Consider the following 17,490-nt stretch of genomic DNA (forward strand, 5'->3'; position numbering starts at 1 on the left):
GCGAAAAAACAGCCTGAAGAGAATACCATCGCCGCTTCGCTTGTGATGCGAGGGAGTTCACTTTATGGGAGATCGGGGAGGGGGTTTTGCCGGGTGGCGCTGATGCTTACCCGGCCTACAAAACCGCCGGGTAAGGCGAAGCCGCCACACAGCTAAAAAAGCTTACGCCTGCGTCTCCATCCAGTCAGCCAGCGTATACAGCGTTGCGCCTTCTGCGGCCATATCCATAAACGCCTGGGCGCTGTCATGCGGCTGAATATTCACCCCGCGACAGCCGTCGGTAATGACATTCACGGTATAGCCCAACTGGAGCGCATCCAGCACGGTGAACTTCACGCAGTAATCCGTCGCCAGGCCCAGCACAATCAGCTCGGTGATCTCATGATGGCGTAACCATGCGTCCAGCGCCGTCTTCTGGCGGTGACCGTTATCGAAGAATGCGCTGTAGCTGTCGATGGTTGGGTTTTCACCTTTGTGGAACACCGCGTCGATGGCTTTCTGGTTCAGCAGCGGATGCAGCTCAGCGCCTTCCGTCTGCTGCACGCAGTGATCGGGCCAGAAGGTTTGCGCCAGTCCGTCCAGTTCGCCCTGGCTGTAAGGCTCAACGTTGTGCTGGCTGGCAAAGCTGCCGTGGTTTGCCGGATGCCAGTCCTGACTCGCCACCACCGCTTCACCACGAGCCTTACACCACTCAATCAGCGAATTCGCGACGTCTACGGTGCTGTCGCCTTCCGCGACGGCCAGCGCACCGCCCGCACAGAAATCATTTTGCAAATCGACCAGTAACAGGGCGCGTTGCTTCATGGGAACTCCTTATTCGTCCGGCGTCAGTTCACCGCGCAGGTTTTGCATCATGGCGCGGCGAATGGAATCAATATCCAGATCCTGACTCAGTAAATAGTGAAGTTTAGTCAGCGTTGCCTCAACGGTCATATCGAAACCACTGATCACGCCAGCGTGCGCCAGGGCGTTGCCGGTGGCGTAGCCGCCCATATTGACCTTTCCGGACATACACTGGGTGAGGTTGACCACCACAATCCCGCGATCGCTCGCCTCCTGAAGCTCTTTCAGGAACTCACCGTTCTGCGGGGCGTTACCCACACCATAGGAGCGCAGGATCAGCGCCTTCACCGGCTGGCGCAGGAAGTTGCGCACCACGTCGGCGGAAATACCCGGATAAATCGTCACCACGCCAATCGGCTGCGGGGTGATCGGGTGAACGATCAGCTCGCCTGCAGTATTTGGCGCGGGCGGCGTGCCCAGACGACGGATATGGATCCCCGCTTCCAGCAGCGGTTGCAGGTTAGGTGAGGCAAACGCGTCAAAGCCGTCAGCGTGCGCTTTAGTGGTACGGTTCCCGCGGTACAGTCGGTTGTTGAAGAACAGCGTTACCTCGTTGATCGGGTAATTAGCGGCCACGTACAGGGAGTTAAGCAGGTTGATCTGCCCGTCTGAACGCAGTTCCGCCAGCGGGATCTGCGAACCGGTCACGATGACGGGCTTGCCCAGGTTCTCCAGCATGAAGGAGAGCGCCGAGGCGGTGAACGCCATGGTGTCGGTGCCGTGCAGGATCACGAAGCCGTCGTAATGGTCGTAATGGGCTTTAATATCGTCCGCAATATGCTGCCAGTCTTCCGGCGTCATGTCGGAGGAGTCCATCAGCGGCTCATATTCGTGGATGGTAAAGTCCGGCATTTCCGGACGGTGGAATTCAGGCATCAGCGCCAGCTGGCGCTGCAAGTGGCCAGAAACCGGAATATAGCCATTTTCAGAGCGCTGCATACCGATGGTACCGCCGGTATAGGCGACATATATTGATTTCTTCTGCATGGTAATGAGTTCTTGTTCTTCAAAAGAAAAAATCCCCTCTTCACGGGAAGAGGGGACGGTTTTTAACGCACGTTCGCACAGGTCAGGCAAAACGCGTAACGGCTTTGCGGATCGTTGAAAGTCGCGAGCTTATCGCTCTCCGCTTTCATGGCTTTAGCCGCCGTCGCCACCGGCGCCGGCAGATACGCCTGAAGCGCTTCCGGCAGCATGGCGCGGACGGAGCCGGACATGCTGTCCATGACCATATCGAAGAACGTCGGTTCGTCCTGATAATAGTCAACGTGCCACTGCTTGAGCTTCGCCAGTTCCGCCGCTTTCTTCACGGCATCGTCGAAGTCACCCAGGCTGTCTACCAGACCGTTGCTCTTCGCATCCTGGCCGGTCCAGACGTGGCCCTGCGCGATCTGGTCAATCTGGTCTGGCGTCTTTTTACGGGAATCCGCCACCAGCGTGATGAAGCGCTTATAGCCACTCTCAATGCTGAGCTGCATCATCTCGGACACCTCAGGCGGCAGAGATTTAGTCACGGACACATCCGCCAGCGGCGAGGTGGAAACGCCGTCGGTATGAACGCCGAGATAATCCAGGCTGTTCTCTACGGTGTTGATCACGCCGAAGATGCCAATCGAGCCGGTCAGCGTGCTTGGGTTAGCCACAATGTAGTTGGCTGGCGTCGAGATCCAGTACCCCCCTGAAGCCGCCATGCCCCCCATCGAGACCACGACCGGCTTGCCCGCGGCACGCGCGGCGGCCAGCTCAGCACGGATCACCTCGGAGGCGCTGACGCTGCCGCCAGGGCTGTTCACCCGCAGGACAATCGCCTTCACTTTCGGATCCAGACGCGCATCGCGGATCTGCGACGCGGTGGTGTCCCCGCCGACGTTCCCCGGCGTTTCTTCACCGTCCATAATGGCCCCGTTAGCAAACACCACGGCGATGCTGTCACCGCTGTCATCCGGCTTTTTCGCGGCGTAGTCATACATGCTGATGGCGCTGTAGTTCTTGTCCTCTTTACTCCAGCCGAACTGTTTGGTCAGCGCTTTTTCGATTTCAGCGCTGGAACCCAGCCGATCGACCAGTTTGTTATCAAGCGCGTATTTCGCTGTATCGCCGTCCACTTTGCGCAGGCCCTCCAGCACACCGCGCGCGCCCGGGAAGACCTGCTCAGCGGTCATTTGACGGTTAGCGGCAATGGTGCCGAGATAGTTCTGCCACAGCTCGCCAATCCAGCGGCTGTCCGCTTCACGGGCGGCAGGGGACATATCATCACGGATAAACGGCTCCACGGCAGATTTATAGGTCCCGACGCGGAAGACGTGGGTAGTGACCTTCAGCTTGTCGAGCAGCGATTTGTAGTACAGACCATTTGTGGCGAAGCCATGCAGATCGACCGTGCCCTGCGGAGAGAGCCAGATTTTGTTAGCAAAGCTCGCCAGATAATATTGCCCCTGGGTGTAGCTGTCGCCGACGGCAATGACCGGTTTACCGCTGTCGCGGAATTCCCGCAGCGCTTTCCCGATGTACTGCATCGAAGGCTGATCGGCTCCGGCAAAATCTTTCAGATCCAGCACGATACCGGTAATGTTGCGATCGTCTTTGGCCTGACGGATCGTGTCGACGATATCAAACAGGGAGTTTTCCTGCAGGCGGTCTGAAGTCGCGCCGAACAGCTGGCGGCCAATCACGCCCAGACGGTTGCTGGTCGATGGCTTATCAACAATCACCCCGGTGATATCGAGGAGCAGTGCGCCGCGAGTCGAATTCTGCGCCTGGTTGGCGCTGCTGAGATGCATCCAGATACCTGCGCATACCAGGACCAGGAAGATGAAGAAGATATTCATCACCAGGTTGCGGACGAAGTTGAGCAGTCGCCACGTCCATTTAAAGAAACCGGCAAAGATTCGCCAAAGGGTTCGCATGTATTCTCCCTAACCAGAAAAGGACTGTTTCCGTCGCCACAGGACGGTAATGTGCGGTTATCGTAATGACCCAACCGCCACTTGTCAGCAGGAATCGCCTGCCACGCTGTAACAAATTCTGCTGTCGTGTTAATTTTGTGAGTAAATTTCACGAAAGGAGTTAACCAATGGACGCACTTGAACTGCTTGTTAACCGTCGTAGCGCTTCCCGCCTGGCCGACCCGGCCCCCGTCGGCGAGCAGCTGGAAAACATTCTGCGTGCCGGAATGCGTGCGCCGGACCATGGCACATTGCAGCCGTGGCACTTCTTTATTATTGAAGGCGAAGGGCGCGACCGCTTCAGCCAGCTGCTGGAGCAGGGGGCGGTTGCCGCAGGCCAGGATGAGAAGGGGATTGATAAAGCCCGCAACGCGCCGTTCCGTGCGCCGATGATCATCGCGGTAGTCGCAAAATGCCAGGCCGACCATAAAGTGCCGGTCTGGGAGCAGGAGATGTCTGCCGGTTGCGCGGTAATGGCAATGCAGATGGCCGCCGTCGCGCAGGGCTTTAACGGCATCTGGCGTACCGGGCCGCTGACCGGGAGCGCCGCCGTGCGGGAAGGCTTCTCCTGCGGTGAACACGATAAAATTGTCGGCTTCCTCTATCTCGGCACCCCGCAACTTAAAGCCTCCAGCACCATTAGCGTGCCGGACACCACGCCTTTCGTCAGCCGTTTTTAATTACACGCGCTAAACTGTCTGGATTCTGAGCATCCGCCGCAGAATTCAGACAGTCATACTTACCTCTTTATGGAATGAGCGCTACCATAGCGCGATTGAGATGACAGGAGACGTCCATGAGCGAGCAAACCATTCGTTTAACGCAATACAGCCACGGAGCCGGTTGCGGTTGTAAAATTTCCCCGAAAGTGCTGGAGACCATCCTGCACAGTGAACAGGCGAAGTTTGTCGACCCGAACCTGCTTGTCGGTAACGAAACGCGTGACGATGCAGCGGTTTATGACTTAGGTAACGGCACCAGCATTATCAGCACCACTGACTTCTTTATGCCGATTGTCGACAACCCGTTCGACTTCGGACGCATTGCGGCCACCAACGCCATCAGCGATATCTTCGCGATGGGCGGTAAGCCGATTATGGCGATCGCCATTCTGGGCTGGCCGATTAACACCCTCCCGCCGGAGATTGCCCGCGATGTCATCGAAGGCGGACGCTTTGCCTGCCAGCAGGCGGGTATTGCCCTGGCCGGTGGTCACTCTATCGATGCGCCGGAGCCGATCTTCGGCCTGGCCGTCACCGGCGTGGTGCCGACCGAACGCGTGAAGCGCAACAGCACCGCGCAGGCGGGCTGCAAGCTGTTCCTCACCAAGCCGCTGGGCATTGGCGTACTGACAACCGCCGAGAAAAAATCCCTGCTGAAGCCCGAGCATATTGGTCTGGCAACGGAAGTGATGTGCCAGATGAACCTTGCCGGTGCGGCATTCGCCAGTATCGACGGCGTGAAGGCCATGACCGACGTGACCGGCTTTGGTCTGCTGGGACACCTCTCTGAAGTCTGTCAGGGCGCGGGCGTGCAGGCGCAGGTCTGGTATCAGGATGTGCCGAAGCTGCCGGGCGTGGAAGAGTACATTGCTCAGGGCGCCGTTCCGGGCGGGACGCAGCGCAACTTCGCCAGCTACGGCCATTTAATGGGCGAAATGCCGGAAGCGTGGCGCAATCTGCTGTGCGATCCGCAAACCTCCGGCGGCCTGCTGCTGGCGGTGACGCCGGAAGCAGAAGCTGACGTTCAGGCAACGGCGGCCGAGTTTGGCATCACCCTGACGGCCATTGGCGAGCTGGTGACCGCCCGCGGTGGCCGCCCGATGATTGAGATCCGTTAATTCGATGCGGTTGTTTATTGCCGAAAAGCCGAGTCTGGCGCGAGCCATCGCCGACGTGCTGCCCAAGCCGCATCGCAAAGGTGATGGCTTTATCGAATGCGGTAACGGGCAGGTGGTCACCTGGTGTATCGGTCACCTGCTTGAACAGGCGCAGCCGGATGTCTACGACAGCCGCTACGCCCGCTGGAATCTCAACGATCTGCCGATCGTGCCGGAAAAGTGGCGTCTGCAACCGCGTCCTTCCGTCACTAAACAGCTCAACGTCATTAAGCGTTTCCTGCATGAGGCGACGGAAGTGGTCCACGCGGGTGACCCGGACAGGGAAGGGCAACTGCTTGTCGACGAAGTGCTCGACTACCTGGAGCTGGCACCGGAAAAGCGCCAGCAGGTGCAGCGCTGTTTAATTAACGACCTCAACCCGCAGGCGGTGGAGCGCGCGATTTCGCGCCTGCGCGCCAACAGCGAATTTATTCCCCTGTGTGTCTCCGCGCTGGCGCGTGCGCGTGCCGACTGGCTGTACGGGATCAACATGACCCGCGCCTACACCATCCTGGGACGCAATGCGGGCTATCAGGGCATACTCTCTGTTGGGCGTGTTCAAACCCCGGTGCTGGGGCTGGTGGTGCGTCGCGACGAAGAGATCGAAAATTTCGTCGCCAAAGACTTCTTCGAAGTCAAAGCGCATATCGTCACGCCGAAAGACGAACGCTTTACCGCCGTCTGGCAGCCGAGCGATGCCTGTGAGTCATATCAGGACGAAGAGGGACGGCTGCTGCATCGTCCGCTGGCGGAGCACGTGGTTAACCGCATTACCGGCCAGCCCGCGATCGTTACCAGCTATAACGACAAACGGGAATCAGAGCCCGCACCGCTGCCGTTCTCCCTTTCGGCGTTGCAGATCGAGGCCGCGAAAAAGTTTGGCCTGAGCGCGCAGAACGTGCTCGATATCTGCCAGAAGCTCTATGAAACCCACAAGCTGATCACCTATCCGCGTTCGGACAGCCGCTATCTGCCGGAGGAACACTTCGCCGGACGCCACTCGGTGATGAATGCCATTGGTGTCCATGCGCCGGATCTGTTGCCGCAGCCGGCGGTAAACCCGGATACCCATAACCGCTGCTGGGACGATAAAAAAGTCGATGCCCACCACGCGATAATCCCGACGGCGCGCACCAGCAACGTCAACCTGAACGACAACGAAGCAAAGGTCTATAACCTGATCGCGCGTCAGTATCTGATGCAGTTCTGCCCGGACGCGGTTTTCCGCAAGTGCGTTATTGAGCTGGAAATTGCCAAAGGCAAATTTATCGCCAAAGCGCGTTTCCTCGCGGAAGCGGGCTGGCGCACGCTGCTCGGCAACAAAGAGCGTGACGAAGAGAACGACGGCACGCCGCTGCCGGTCGTAGCCAAAGGCGATGAACTGCTGTGCGAAAAAGGCGAAGTGGTTGAACGTCAGACCCAGCCGCCGCGCCACTTCACCGATGCGACGCTGCTTTCGGCCATGACCGGGATCGCCCGTTTTGTGCAGGATAAAGATCTGAAGAAGATCCTCCGCGCCACCGACGGTCTGGGTACGGAAGCAACCCGCGCGGGGATTATCGAGTTGCTGTTTAAGCGTGGTTTTCTCGAGAAAAAAGGGCGCTATATTCATTCGACAGAGCCGGGCCGGGCACTGATTCACTCCTTGCCAGAGCTGGCCGCCAGACCGGACATGACCGCGCACTGGGAGTCGGTGCTGACGCAGATCAGCGAAAAGCAGTGCCGTTACCAGGACTTTATGCAGCCGCTGGTGGGGACGCTTTATCAGTTGATTGATCAGGCGCGCAGCACGCCAGTGAAGCGATTCCGGGGGATGGTTGCCCCGGGTGGCGGGGCGAAGAAACCGTTCAAAAAGAAAAAAAGCGCAGCCAAAAATACCACCGCTTAAACCGTAGGCCGGGTAAGGCGAAGCCGCCACCCGGCAAAAAGCAGCTCTGCGGCCTGAAAAAAGCCCGGTGGCGCTAACGCTTACCGGGCCTGCAAGGGCGAGAATGCAGCGAAACTAAATCACACCCTGCCCGATCATCGCATCGGCCACCTTCACGAACCCGGCGATGTTGGCGCCGCGCACGTAGTTGGTCTGTGAAGCCTCACCGCCGTACTCCACGCAGGCATGGTGAATATCAAGCATAATGTGGTGCAGACGGGCATCCACTTTCTCCGCCTTCCAGCCCATTCTCGCGGCGTTTTGTGCCATTTCCAGACCGGATGTTGCCACCCCGCCCGCGTTCGCCGCCTTGCCTGGCGCAAAGAGTACGCCTGCGTCCAGGAACAGATCGGTCGCTTCAATGGTGGTGGGCATATTTGCCCCTTCCGCTACCGCCTTCACGCCATTGCTAATCAGCGTCCGGGCGGCATCCACGTCCAGCTCGTTTTGCGTCGCGCACGGCAGGGCGATATCCACCGGCACACCCCACGGCTGTTTACCTTCCAGATAGGTCAGGCCAAACTCTCGGGCATAATCCGCCACGCGGCCGTCACGGCTGGCTTTGATTTCGCACAGACGCGCCAGTTTTTCTGCTGTGAAGCCAGCTTCATCCACCACGGTGCCGCTGGAGTCGGAGGCGGTCACTACGCGCGCGCCAAACTCCATCGCTTTCTCGATAGCGTACTGCGCCACGTTGCCGGAGCCGGAGACCGCCACGCGCATCCCCTCGAAGCTCAGCCCGTGACGCTTAAGCATCGCTTCAGTGAAATAGACCAGACCGTAACCCGTCGCTTCCGGACGAATCAGGCTGCCGCCAAACGACAGACCTTTGCCGGTAAAGACGCAGGCGCTGTTGTTGGAGAGCTTTTTCATCATCCCGGCCATAAAGCCCACTTCACGACCACCCACGCCGATATCCCCGGCAGGAACGTCGGTGTCCGGCCCAAGGTGGCGATAGAGCTCAGTGACTAGCGCCTGGCAGAAGCGCATCACTTCGCCTTCGCTCTTGCCTTTCGGATCGAAATCACTCCCGCCTTTACCGCCGCCCATCGGCAGGGTAGTGAGCGCATTTTTAAAGGTCTGCTCGAAGCCGAGGAATTTCAGAATCGACAGGTTCACCGAGGGATGGAAGCGCATCCCGCCCTTAAACGGCCCAATGGCGGAGTTAAACTGCACGCGCCACGCGCGGTTGACCTGTACCTGATTGCGATCGTCCACCCACGCCACGCGGAACTGGATGACGCGCTCCGGCTCCACCAGACGTTCAAGCAGCGCCATCTGGCGGTAGCGCGGATTTTCCTCAAGGAAGGGCCACAGGGTGGTCATGACTTCACGAACGGCCTGGGCAAACTCGCTTTGGTGCGGGTCGCGCTGCTGTACATGAGCAAGAAAGCTTTCCAGAGAGCGTGTCTGATCCATAGATATAAGAACCTCTTATTATAATTTATGCGTGTGGCGGAGATGTTTTGTGTCGTTTTTTTGACTATACCACCCGCACCGCTTTGAGAGGCAAGCAGAAATTTAGGCCGAAAGGGAAATTAATGACAAGCCGCGCGTCATAACCAAAAGCGATGACGAGATAAATTAAAGATCCCGTCAGGATCTACCGTTATAGATATAAACGATGCAAAGGAAATTAAGTATATGAACCGTTTCGCAATGGCCGCGTTATGTTTGATGGTGTCCGCCGGGGCACAGGCTGATCGCATTCGCCCGGATGTCGAAGTTAACGTGCCGCCAGAGGTTTTTAGCGCTGGCGGCCAGCGTGCGCAGCCGTGTAATCAGTGCTGTATCTATCAGGATCAAAACTATTCCGAAGGCGCAGTGGTCAGGGCGGATGGCGTGCTGTTGCAGTGCCAGCGTGATGAACGCACCCTCAGTACAAACCCGCTGGTCTGGCGTCGCGTAAAAGAATAAACGCTTCCAGGAGCGGTATATCCGCCGGGGCTAAATCATACGTGAACGCGTCTTCTGGCGTGCACCACACCAGCGCCGAGTGGTAGTGCGCCTTCAGCTCGCCGCTAAATTCCGGCACGTGCCAGGCGTGGAGGTGGATCAGCCGCTGCGACACTTCCCGCTGGTGGCTTGCCACATACCGCGCGGGCACGGCTTCAATGCCCAGCTCTTCGCGTAGTTCGCGGATCAGCGCTTCCTGCTGGGTCTCACCGGCTTCAACCTTTCCGCCCGCAAATTCCCACATTCCTGGCTGATCGGCATGTTCGGGACGCTGCGCCAGCAAGATCTTGCCCTCTTTTTCGAGGATAGCCGCAACAACATCGAGTGTTTTCAGCATGTTCGTCAATAATTAATAGCGAAAAACGACATATTATCGAGCCCTGCCAAAGAGTCCAGTCATCAGGAGAATCAGGTGAAAGAGACAGCCGCCTGGGTTGCGCCCATGGAAACCCTTCCCGTCAGCCTCAAGCCCATTGCTGCCATGCAGAAAAAACACTTCGGCGCGGTGCTGAACCCCACGCGCTGGTGGGGGCGTATGCCGCGTCTTTTCTGGCTGGTAGCGCTATTTGTCGGCTATCTGGAGCGGCGCAAGGCGCGTTTGACGCCGGTTCTGCGTTCGTTACTAATGACGCGGGTCTCGCAGATCTGCCTCTGCGCATTTTGTATTGATGCCAACAGCCTGCGTCTGGCCGAGCGGAGCGGGGCGCTGGATAAAGTGCAGGCCGTCAACGACTGGCAAAATTCCACCCTGTTCAGCGAAGAGGAGCGCGCGGCGCTGGCCTATGCGGAAGCGGTCACCGCCACGCCGCCTCAGGTGGATGAAAATATCAAAAACCAGCTGAAGCGCCACTTTAGCGAAGAGACTATCACCGAAATGACGGCTCTGATTGCCTTTCAGAACCTCTCCGCCCGCTTTAACGCCGCGCTGGATATCCCGGCTCAGGGCCTGTGTGCCACGTGTAAAGGTGAACCGCATGCTGGATAAACATCTGCATCCACGGCTGAAGCCCGGGTTAAATCAGCTGGCCGCCGCGCTGGATAAACCGTTTATTACGCCTGATGGGTTAACGCTCGCCGGGTTTGCGATTGGCGTACTGGCGTTACCGTTTCTGGCGTTGGGCTGGTATCTGGCGGCGCTGGTCGCCATTGTGCTGAACCGGCTGCTGGATGGTCTGGACGGTGCGCTGGCGCGTCGCCGTGGCCTGACGGACGCGGGAGGATTTCTTGATATCGCCCTCGACTTCCTGTTTTACGCGCTGGTACCGTTTGGCTTCGCGCTGGCCGCTCCGGCTGACAATGCGATCGCCGCCGCCTGGCTGCTGTTCGCGTTTATGGGGACGGGCAGCAGTTTCCTGGCCTTTGCCGCGCTGGCGGGGAAGCATAATATCGACAACCCCGGCTACGCGCACAAGTCGCTTTATTACATTGGAGGATTAACGGAAGGCACGGAGACCATCGCGCTGTTTGTGCTGTGCTGCCTGTTTCCGGCACACTTCACGCTGTTCGCCTGGGCGTTTGGCGCGTTGTGCTGGCTGACCACCACAACGCGCATCTGGAGCGGTTACGTGACGCTGAAGTCACTCCCCCGCTAGCGTGTACTCTCCGGGCCGCGCGCGCCGGTGGAGACCGGGTTCTGCGGATGGCTGCTCCATTCGTACCAGCCGCCGTCGTAGACGGCAACGTTTTGCCAGCCCATGGCGCGGGCGTACATGAAGGCTTCAGACGCGCGCCAGCCGGTACCACAGTAGAACGCAACGTGCTGCTCCGGCAGGATATTCCACGTCTTCCACATGGCGGCAATATCATCGGCGCTGCGCATGGTGCCATCCGGATTGTGGAAATCTTCCATGTGGGTCGCGTCGCTACCCGCATGGCCCCAGCGCGCACCGGCAATGTCACCTTTTGGCTTGATATAACTGTAGCCGCTGGTTTCACCGATAAACTCTGGCCAGGAACGAATACTCACCAGTGAGGCGTCCTGACGGTGCAGCATTCCCCGGGCCTGTTCCATATCCACCATCAGCCGGGGCTGGCCCGGGATCGGCGCGCCAAAATCAGGGGCTGGCTTCACGTTCTCAGGCGTTCCGCGCTCAACGGGCAGGCTGGCGTCTGACCATGCCTTCCAGCCGCCGTCCAGAATACGCACATCCTTCACGCCCGCGTAGAGCATGATCTGCGCCACGCGCGCGGCGGCATATACGTCGCGACCGTACAGAATGACGGTGGTATCGTGACGGATCCCGTGCTTCGCCAACATCGCTTTCAACTTTTCGTCAGCGACCTTATTCCACAGCGGTTCGCTTTCCACTTCATTGGTGTCGATGTAGCCCGCGCCGGGAATGTGGCTCAGGAGATAAAGCTTCGGCGCACCCCAGCCAGCCTCGATCACCTTCCACTCTCCGGCTGGTGCGGCGGTAACGGGTTTGCCCTGCTGCAACAGGTGGATCCACTGCGGATAAACCAGCTGTTCAAAATGTGCCAGACGTTGCAAACGGTCGGATTGTTGCAGGGCATCGCTCAGGATGGAAACGTGGGTAAAACCCGCTTTTTCCAGCCGCGTTTTGACGGTCTGGTTGTCATCATCGTTGCCATAGAGCGCAACCGGCATGTCGGGCGTAATCCGATGCTGTTTTGCCCAGCCGCTGAGCTGTTCATCGCTCATTGCCCCAAGCCAGCCTGCAGAGAGATTAAGCGCGGCGGGTTCATGCCCGGACGTTCCGCGCAGCGCCTGCGGCCAGCCGTTATAGAACGCACTGATGCGCGTATCAATTACCGCGCCGTTTTGCGCCTGGAGCTGGTCCAGCGTGAGGGAGTGGGGCATATCAGCCGCCATGGAGGAGAGTGAGGCGAGGCCGCAGATCAGAGCCAGCGCGGTCAGTTGAGAAACACGTTTCATCGAAAAACCTGACGTCATTAAAAGAGGATGGCATTGTCGTCTCTCCTGAAGCCAAAAACATTGCGTTAGCACATTATTGCCAGCGAGAAATCTCAATCACCTCTCCGCCGGGCGGGATATCTTCCTCATCATGCGTGACCAGCACCATCGGGATCTTGCGCTGGCGAGCGGTTTCGAATACCCACGCCCGGAATGAGGCGCGGAGCGTTTTATCCAGTCGGCTGAACGGTTCGTCAAGCAGCAATGCCTGCGGCTGGGCGAGAAGGGCGCGCAGCAGGCTGACCCGGGCGCGCTCGCCGCCGGAAAGGGTCGCCGGATCGCTGACATAGTGGTTTGCCAGCCCGGCAGATTCAAGAGCCTGCTCTACCGCGTCGCGCCGCGCGCGTCCGGCAATGTGCGCCGGCAACGCCAGCATCAGGTTTTGCCCCACGCTGAAGGCGTCAAACAGCAGGGCGTCCTGAAACAGAATGCCGATCCCGCGCGTTTCCACGGGGAGCAGATCGCAGCGTCGATCGTTCAGCCACAGCTCGCCGTGCGCCTTAAAATCAGTGGATAGCGCCCCCACCATCCAGGCGAAAAGGGTCGATTTCCCGCTCCCGGAGGGTCCCATCAGCGTGAGAATCTCCCCTGCCGGGACGCGGAAGTTGACCTCACGTAAGAGTGGCGCAATGGTGAGATTTTTCACGTTCAGCATTAACGTAATCCTTGTCTGTGACGGCCCACGAACCAGGCGAGCAGCGCGGCAAGGGCAAATACGCTGCTGGTTAACAGCAACAGACCCAGCGCCCGGCTGGCGAGGATCGGAACGCTGCCGCCGCTGCTGAGGGCGACCGCCTCCGTCGTCAGAGTAGTAAAACGACCCGCTCCCAGCCAGAGGGTGGGCATGTACTGGGCCATGCTCACGGAAAAGCCGGTCGCAAAGGCCAGCAGGGCCGGACGAACCATCAGGGGACATTTCACTAACCAGAAAATTTTCGCCTGTCGCCAGCCCAGCGTTCTGGCGGTGAGGATAAGCCGGGGATCGAGCCTGCGCCAGGCCGGTTGCAGCACCAGGAGCATCCACGGGAGAACCCAGAGCATATGGCTCCAGAGCACCGCAGCGTACTGGCCGTCGATGCCCAGCCACAGCGCCACGGCATACTGCCCGGACACGAGGGGCAGCGCCGGGAGGGCAAGCGGCAGCCAGATCCACACCGCGCCGCGCTGGGGTCCCCACTCAAGCCAGATCATGAGGATGGCCAGCGCTGTCAGGCTGGACAGCAGTCCCAGTGAAAGGCTGTCGCTGACGGGGCCGATGTCGCCCCGGCGTGCCAGCATCAGCAGAACCAGCGCACAGAGCACGCCGCACAGCGGCAGTAACCCGCCCAGCGTCCGTGCGGGCAACGCGGTATGCGAAGCGCGACGTACCCCCGAGACGTCAGGCTGGGCGCGCCGCCAAGCCGTCCAGAGGCTGTATCCCACCGCGGCAAGTGCGGCCAGCAGCAGGAGCAACACCAGACACAGCAACGTTCCTTTTGACTGCTGCTGCGCATCGCCCTGGGTGAGCCACTGCCAGGCCAGCACCGCCAGCGTAGGTGGGTTGCCCGGCCCGAGCACGATCGCCACATCCACCACGGAAAGCGACCAGGCGAGCACCGCCAGCATCACGGCGCCCAGCGCGGGGGCGATAGCCGGGAGGACGAGCCAGTTAAGCGCCTGCATTCGTCCGTAGCCGAAGGTATGCAGGACAATTTTCTGCTGTGCGAGGCGCTTTTCAGGCAGTGCGGCGTAGATTGCCCACAGAACGAACGCGCTCTCTTTGACCGCAAGCGTCAGGCCAAGCCCGATACCGTAGCGGTCAAGCTGCGGCGAACAGACTGTACAGATCCGGTAAAACTGACCGCCTTCCGCAAACAGCAGCAGCGCGCTGGTGGCGAAGGCGACGTGCGGCACGGCTAACAGCCACGGCAGACGGGTGCTCAGGCGCTGCCAGCCATCACCCGGCCAGAGAAGCGCAAGCAGGCTCAGGGCGATAAACAGTGAACCCAGCGTCGCGATGAGGGTTGATACCAGCGTAGCGGCCAGCGCCTGCGGCAGCTGCGGGTCGGCAAACAGCGCCGCCCAGTTACTGAGAGAAAACGCCGGGGCCAGCAGCATGCCGCTGGCGGGAAGCAGTGGCAGATAGATGACCGCCATTGCCGCCCATACCAGCCCGCTTAGCGGGTTCCGTAGCGGCGAAGCCATTCCTGCTCCAGGGCGTTAACCCAGGCGGCGTGCGGTTCGGGAAGCACATCAGGCGTGCCTGAAGGGGTAAAGGCATGAAGCTGTTTTGCCGCTTTCGCAGGTAGTTTGGCACCATCCAGCACGCTCGGGTCACCCCAGACGGCAGGATCGGCTTTGCGGATCTGCGCCTGCGGTGACAGCAGGAAATTTGCCACCACTTTCGCCCCTGCGCTCGCACTGGCATTTGCCGGGATAGCGACAAAATGGACGTTGCCGATCATGCCTTTGAGAAAGCCGAAACTGTAGCTGTCGGCAGGCAGTTCACCGCTCGCCACCTTTTGCATCGCATGGGCGGGGTTAAAGGTGAGCGACAGGTTCAGGCTGCCGCTGGCAAGCAGCGTATCCATGCGCGCAGGCGACGGAGGAAAATCGTTCCCTTCGCGCCACAGCAGGGGATGCAGCGTATCAAGATAGTCCCACAGCGGCGCGGTGATCTCTGCAAAGGTGACGTCCGGCGCGTTTTTTAACGCCTCCGGATGGGCGGTCAATGCCAGCAGAAGCTGTTCAAGAAACGCCGTGCCGGTAAAATCCGGCGGTCGCGGATAGCTCACCTTGCCAGGGTGCTGCTGAGCGTAAGCCAGCAGCGCGTGGGGATCTGCCGGAGGCATCGGCATACTCGCTTTACGGGCGATAAAGGTTAACTGCGCGCCGCCCCATGGGGATTCCGCCCCATCGGTCGGGATGGCAAAATCTTCCGTGACCGGTTTACGGGTATCGACGTAACGCCAGTTGGGCAGGGTTTGCGCCCAGCCGGTGAGCAGCAGGTTTGCCTCCTTCAGCGTGCGGAAGTTTTCCCCGTTTACCCAGAGTAGATCCACCGACCCGTTACTGCTGCGTCCTGCGGCCTGTTCCGTCTGGATCCGCTTCACCGCATCGGCGGCATCGGCCAGATGAACGATCTTCAGGTTAATGGCGTAGTGCGTTTTCATCTCGCCGCTCACCCAGTCGAGGTAGCGGTTAACGGCCTCGTCACCGCCCCAGGCGTTAAACCAGACGGTCTGCCCGGTGGCCTGTTGCTGAATGGATTGCCAGCTTTCTGCGGCGAAGGCAGAGGTTGCCAGCAGCAGACTCGTCAGAAACGCGCAAAAACGCACCCGGCGCATAATGCCTCACTTTTTAATCGAAGGGATGTAACGGGAAAACAGCCAGCGAGTGACCAGCGGTAATAACCCTAATAGTGTAAAGGCGAACAGCAGTCCCGGCGACAGAATATCGCGCAGCGTGGTGAGTTTTCCCAGCTCGCGTCCGGCGTTCAGATAAATGACGGTGGCAGGTAGCATCGCAAGCTGGCTGACCCACCAGTAGTGACGCACCTGGATACGTGTTAGCCCCATCAGCAAATTGACCAGAAAGAACGGAAACAATGGCATAAGGCGCAGGGCAAAAAGGTAGCGCGCGCCATCGCGAACCATCCCCGCATCGATCGTGTTCATCTGTGCGGCAAAGCGCCGTTGCACCCAGTCACGCAGCAGATAACGGCTGACGAGCATGGCAAGCGTGGCGCCGAGCGTCGAGGCCAATGACACCAACAGCGTCGCCTCCCACAGGCTGAAAATCGCCCCGCCGAGCAGCGTCAGAAGCGCGGCCCCGGGTATCGACAGCGCAGAGACCAGAACGTAAACCGCAAAATAGATCAGCGCGCTCTGAAGGGGCGCATGCTCCACACGATCGAGCAATGTATGCTGGTGTATTTTTAACGTGTCGAGGGAGAGCATGCCCGGAGGAAGCAAAACAACGATCAAAACAAATGCGCCCAGAAGGGCGCACAGGAGACTGATTTTTTTAATATTCACTGAGGATTACAGCTTGAACGTTGCCCATACCGGCGCATGGTCGGACGGTTTTTCCATGCTGCGGATGTCATAGTCGATACCGGTTTCGATGCAGCGTTCGGCCAGGGGGGCGCTCGCCAGCAGCAGATCAATACGCAGGCCCCGGTTGTCATCGAAGCCTTTAGAGCGGTAGTCAAACCACGAGAAGCGATCCTGCGTCTCCGGGTTAGCGGTGCGGAAGGTATCCACCAGCCCCCAGTCAAGCAAGCGCTGCATCCACTCGCGCTCTTCCGGCAGGAAGGAACATTTCCCGGTGCGCAGCCAGCGCTTGCGGCTGTCTTCGCCAATGCCAATGTCCACATCAGTCGGGCTGATATTCACATCCCCCATGATCAGCACCGGATTATCTTTGTTGAGTTCGGTCGTAAGGTAGTTTTGCAGATCCTGATAAAATTTGGCTTTGGCCGGGAATTTGGTCGGGTGGTCGCGGCTTTCACCCTGCGGGAAGTAACCATTAATCACAGTGATGTTACCCAGCGGGGAAGGCAGCTCAGCCATGATGAGACGACGCTGTGCTTCTTCACCGTCACCCGGAAAGCCACGACGCACCGACACCGGCGTATCTTTGGTCAGCAGCGCAACGCCGTAGTGGCCTTTCTGACCGTGGTAAAAAACGTTATAGCCCAGCTTCGCTACCTCTTCGAGCGGGAACATATCGTCGTGAACTTTTGTCTCCTGCAAGCCGATCACATCTGGCTGATGTTGCTCAACAATCGCTTCGAGCTGGTGAGGGCGGGCACGCAGGCCGTTGATATTAAAAGAGACAAATTTCATAGTCGCTGCCAATGCAAGGTGAATAGTGCAAGGATGGTAGCAGAATTTACGTCGTCTGTTATCCGCTTCGCCCAATTACTGCGACAGATAATGCCGACGGTGCAATATTTGCACCATTTCGACGCGTTTTGCCCTCGAACAGGGCGTAAAGGACCGATAAATTTCGCGAGCGATCA

At 59.1% G+C, this 17,490-nt stretch carries 17 protein-coding genes; 6 read left to right on the forward strand and 11 right to left on the reverse strand.

The window, feature by feature from the left end; translation table 11 throughout:
* Window positions 1-162 precede the first annotated feature (162 nt).
* From pncA to sppA, 3 genes are all read right to left on the reverse strand, one after another.
* A complete protein-coding gene (pncA, locus tag L2Y28_RS08450) occupies window positions 163-804 on the reverse strand; it encodes a bifunctional nicotinamidase/pyrazinamidase (protein ID WP_017384686.1) in 642 nt (213 codons plus the stop codon).
* Window positions 805-813: 9 nt separating this feature from the next.
* On the reverse strand, window positions 814-1,830 hold the full coding sequence (gene ansA / locus L2Y28_RS08455; protein ID WP_022647793.1) for an asparaginase: 1,017 nt from the start codon (window positions 1,828-1,830) through the stop codon (window positions 814-816).
* Window positions 1,831-1,892: 62 nt separating this feature from the next.
* Window positions 1,893-3,749 (reverse strand): signal peptide peptidase SppA, encoded by a 1,857-nt coding sequence (gene sppA / locus L2Y28_RS08460; protein WP_022647794.1) that lies wholly within the window; start codon window positions 3,747-3,749, stop codon window positions 1,893-1,895.
* A gap of 167 nt (window positions 3,750-3,916) precedes the next feature.
* Between sppA and L2Y28_RS08465 the strand changes: the two genes are divergently transcribed.
* From L2Y28_RS08465 to L2Y28_RS08475, 3 genes are all read left to right on the forward strand, one after another.
* Entirely contained in the window at window positions 3,917-4,468 is a 552-nt protein-coding gene (locus tag L2Y28_RS08465; protein ID WP_022647795.1) for an NAD(P)H nitroreductase, read from the forward strand.
* Between the two features lie 116 nt (window positions 4,469-4,584).
* Entirely contained in the window at window positions 4,585-5,628 is a 1,044-nt protein-coding gene (gene selD, locus L2Y28_RS08470; RefSeq protein ID WP_022647796.1) for a selenide, water dikinase SelD, read from the forward strand.
* A 4-nt stretch (window positions 5,629-5,632) separates the two neighbouring features.
* Window positions 5,633-7,555, forward strand: a complete 1,923-nt coding sequence (locus L2Y28_RS08475; protein WP_022647797.1) for a DNA topoisomerase III — start codon at window positions 5,633-5,635, stop codon at window positions 7,553-7,555.
* Between the two features lie 114 nt (window positions 7,556-7,669).
* Here the strand turns inward: L2Y28_RS08475 and gdhA are convergent, their stop codons facing one another.
* Window positions 7,670-9,013: an NADP-specific glutamate dehydrogenase gene (gene gdhA / locus L2Y28_RS08480; protein WP_022647798.1), complete on the reverse strand. Its 1,344-nt coding sequence runs from the start codon at window positions 9,011-9,013 to the stop codon at window positions 7,670-7,672.
* 225 nt (window positions 9,014-9,238) lie between these two features.
* Between gdhA and L2Y28_RS08485 the strand changes: the two genes are divergently transcribed.
* Window positions 9,239-9,511: a YnjH family protein gene (locus tag L2Y28_RS08485; RefSeq protein WP_022647799.1), complete on the forward strand. Its 273-nt coding sequence runs from the start codon at window positions 9,239-9,241 to the stop codon at window positions 9,509-9,511.
* Here the strand turns inward: L2Y28_RS08485 and L2Y28_RS08490 are convergent.
* Complete coding sequence (locus L2Y28_RS08490) at window positions 9,471-9,887, reverse strand: pyrimidine (deoxy)nucleoside triphosphate diphosphatase (protein WP_022647800.1); 417 nt, start codon at window positions 9,885-9,887, stop codon at window positions 9,471-9,473. The two genes, L2Y28_RS08485 and L2Y28_RS08490, sit on opposite strands and share 41 nt — an antisense overlap.
* A 75-nt stretch (window positions 9,888-9,962) precedes the next feature.
* On the opposite strand from L2Y28_RS08490, the gene L2Y28_RS08495 reads away from it, so the two are divergent.
* Entirely contained in the window at window positions 9,963-10,535 is a 573-nt protein-coding gene (locus L2Y28_RS08495; RefSeq protein ID WP_022647801.1) for a carboxymuconolactone decarboxylase family protein, read from the forward strand.
* Window positions 10,525-11,142 carry a CDP-alcohol phosphatidyltransferase family protein gene (locus tag L2Y28_RS08500; protein WP_022647802.1) on the forward strand — a complete coding sequence of 206 codons (618 nt, stop codon included), beginning with the start codon at window positions 10,525-10,527 and terminating at the stop codon, window positions 11,140-11,142. Before L2Y28_RS08495 ends, L2Y28_RS08500 begins: the two co-directional genes overlap by 11 nt.
* Here L2Y28_RS08500 and L2Y28_RS08505 read toward each other — a convergent pair.
* From L2Y28_RS08505 to xthA, 6 genes are all read right to left on the reverse strand, one after another.
* Entirely contained in the window at window positions 11,139-12,446 is a 1,308-nt protein-coding gene (locus L2Y28_RS08505; protein WP_022647803.1) for a sulfurtransferase, read from the reverse strand. The genes L2Y28_RS08500 and L2Y28_RS08505 overlap by 4 nt on opposite strands.
* Window positions 12,447-12,519: 73 nt before the next feature.
* On the reverse strand, window positions 12,520-13,140 hold the full coding sequence (locus L2Y28_RS08510) for an ATP-binding cassette domain-containing protein (RefSeq protein ID WP_022647804.1): 621 nt from the start codon (window positions 13,138-13,140) through the stop codon (window positions 12,520-12,522).
* Window positions 13,140-14,669: an ABC transporter permease subunit gene (locus tag L2Y28_RS08515; protein WP_022647805.1), complete on the reverse strand. Its 1,530-nt coding sequence runs from the start codon at window positions 14,667-14,669 to the stop codon at window positions 13,140-13,142. The genes L2Y28_RS08510 and L2Y28_RS08515 overlap by 1 nt, the downstream gene beginning before the upstream one ends.
* Complete coding sequence (locus L2Y28_RS08520) at window positions 14,642-15,811, reverse strand: ABC transporter substrate-binding protein (protein WP_022647806.1); 1,170 nt, start codon at window positions 15,809-15,811, stop codon at window positions 14,642-14,644. The genes L2Y28_RS08515 and L2Y28_RS08520 overlap by 28 nt, the downstream gene beginning before the upstream one ends.
* A 6-nt stretch (window positions 15,812-15,817) precedes the next feature.
* A complete protein-coding gene (locus tag L2Y28_RS08525) occupies window positions 15,818-16,501 on the reverse strand; it encodes a TVP38/TMEM64 family protein (RefSeq protein ID WP_032622166.1) in 684 nt (227 codons plus the stop codon).
* Window positions 16,502-16,507: 6 nt separating this feature from the next.
* Window positions 16,508-17,314, reverse strand: a complete 807-nt coding sequence (xthA, locus tag L2Y28_RS08530) for an exodeoxyribonuclease III (protein WP_022647808.1) — start codon at window positions 17,312-17,314, stop codon at window positions 16,508-16,510.
* Window positions 17,315-17,490: the final 176 nt, after the last annotated feature.

Origin of the sequence: Enterobacter sp. JH25, from assembly GCF_021725435.1 — a bacterium.
Taxonomy (GTDB): Bacteria; Pseudomonadota; Gammaproteobacteria; order Enterobacterales; family Enterobacteriaceae; genus Enterobacter; species Enterobacter intestinihominis.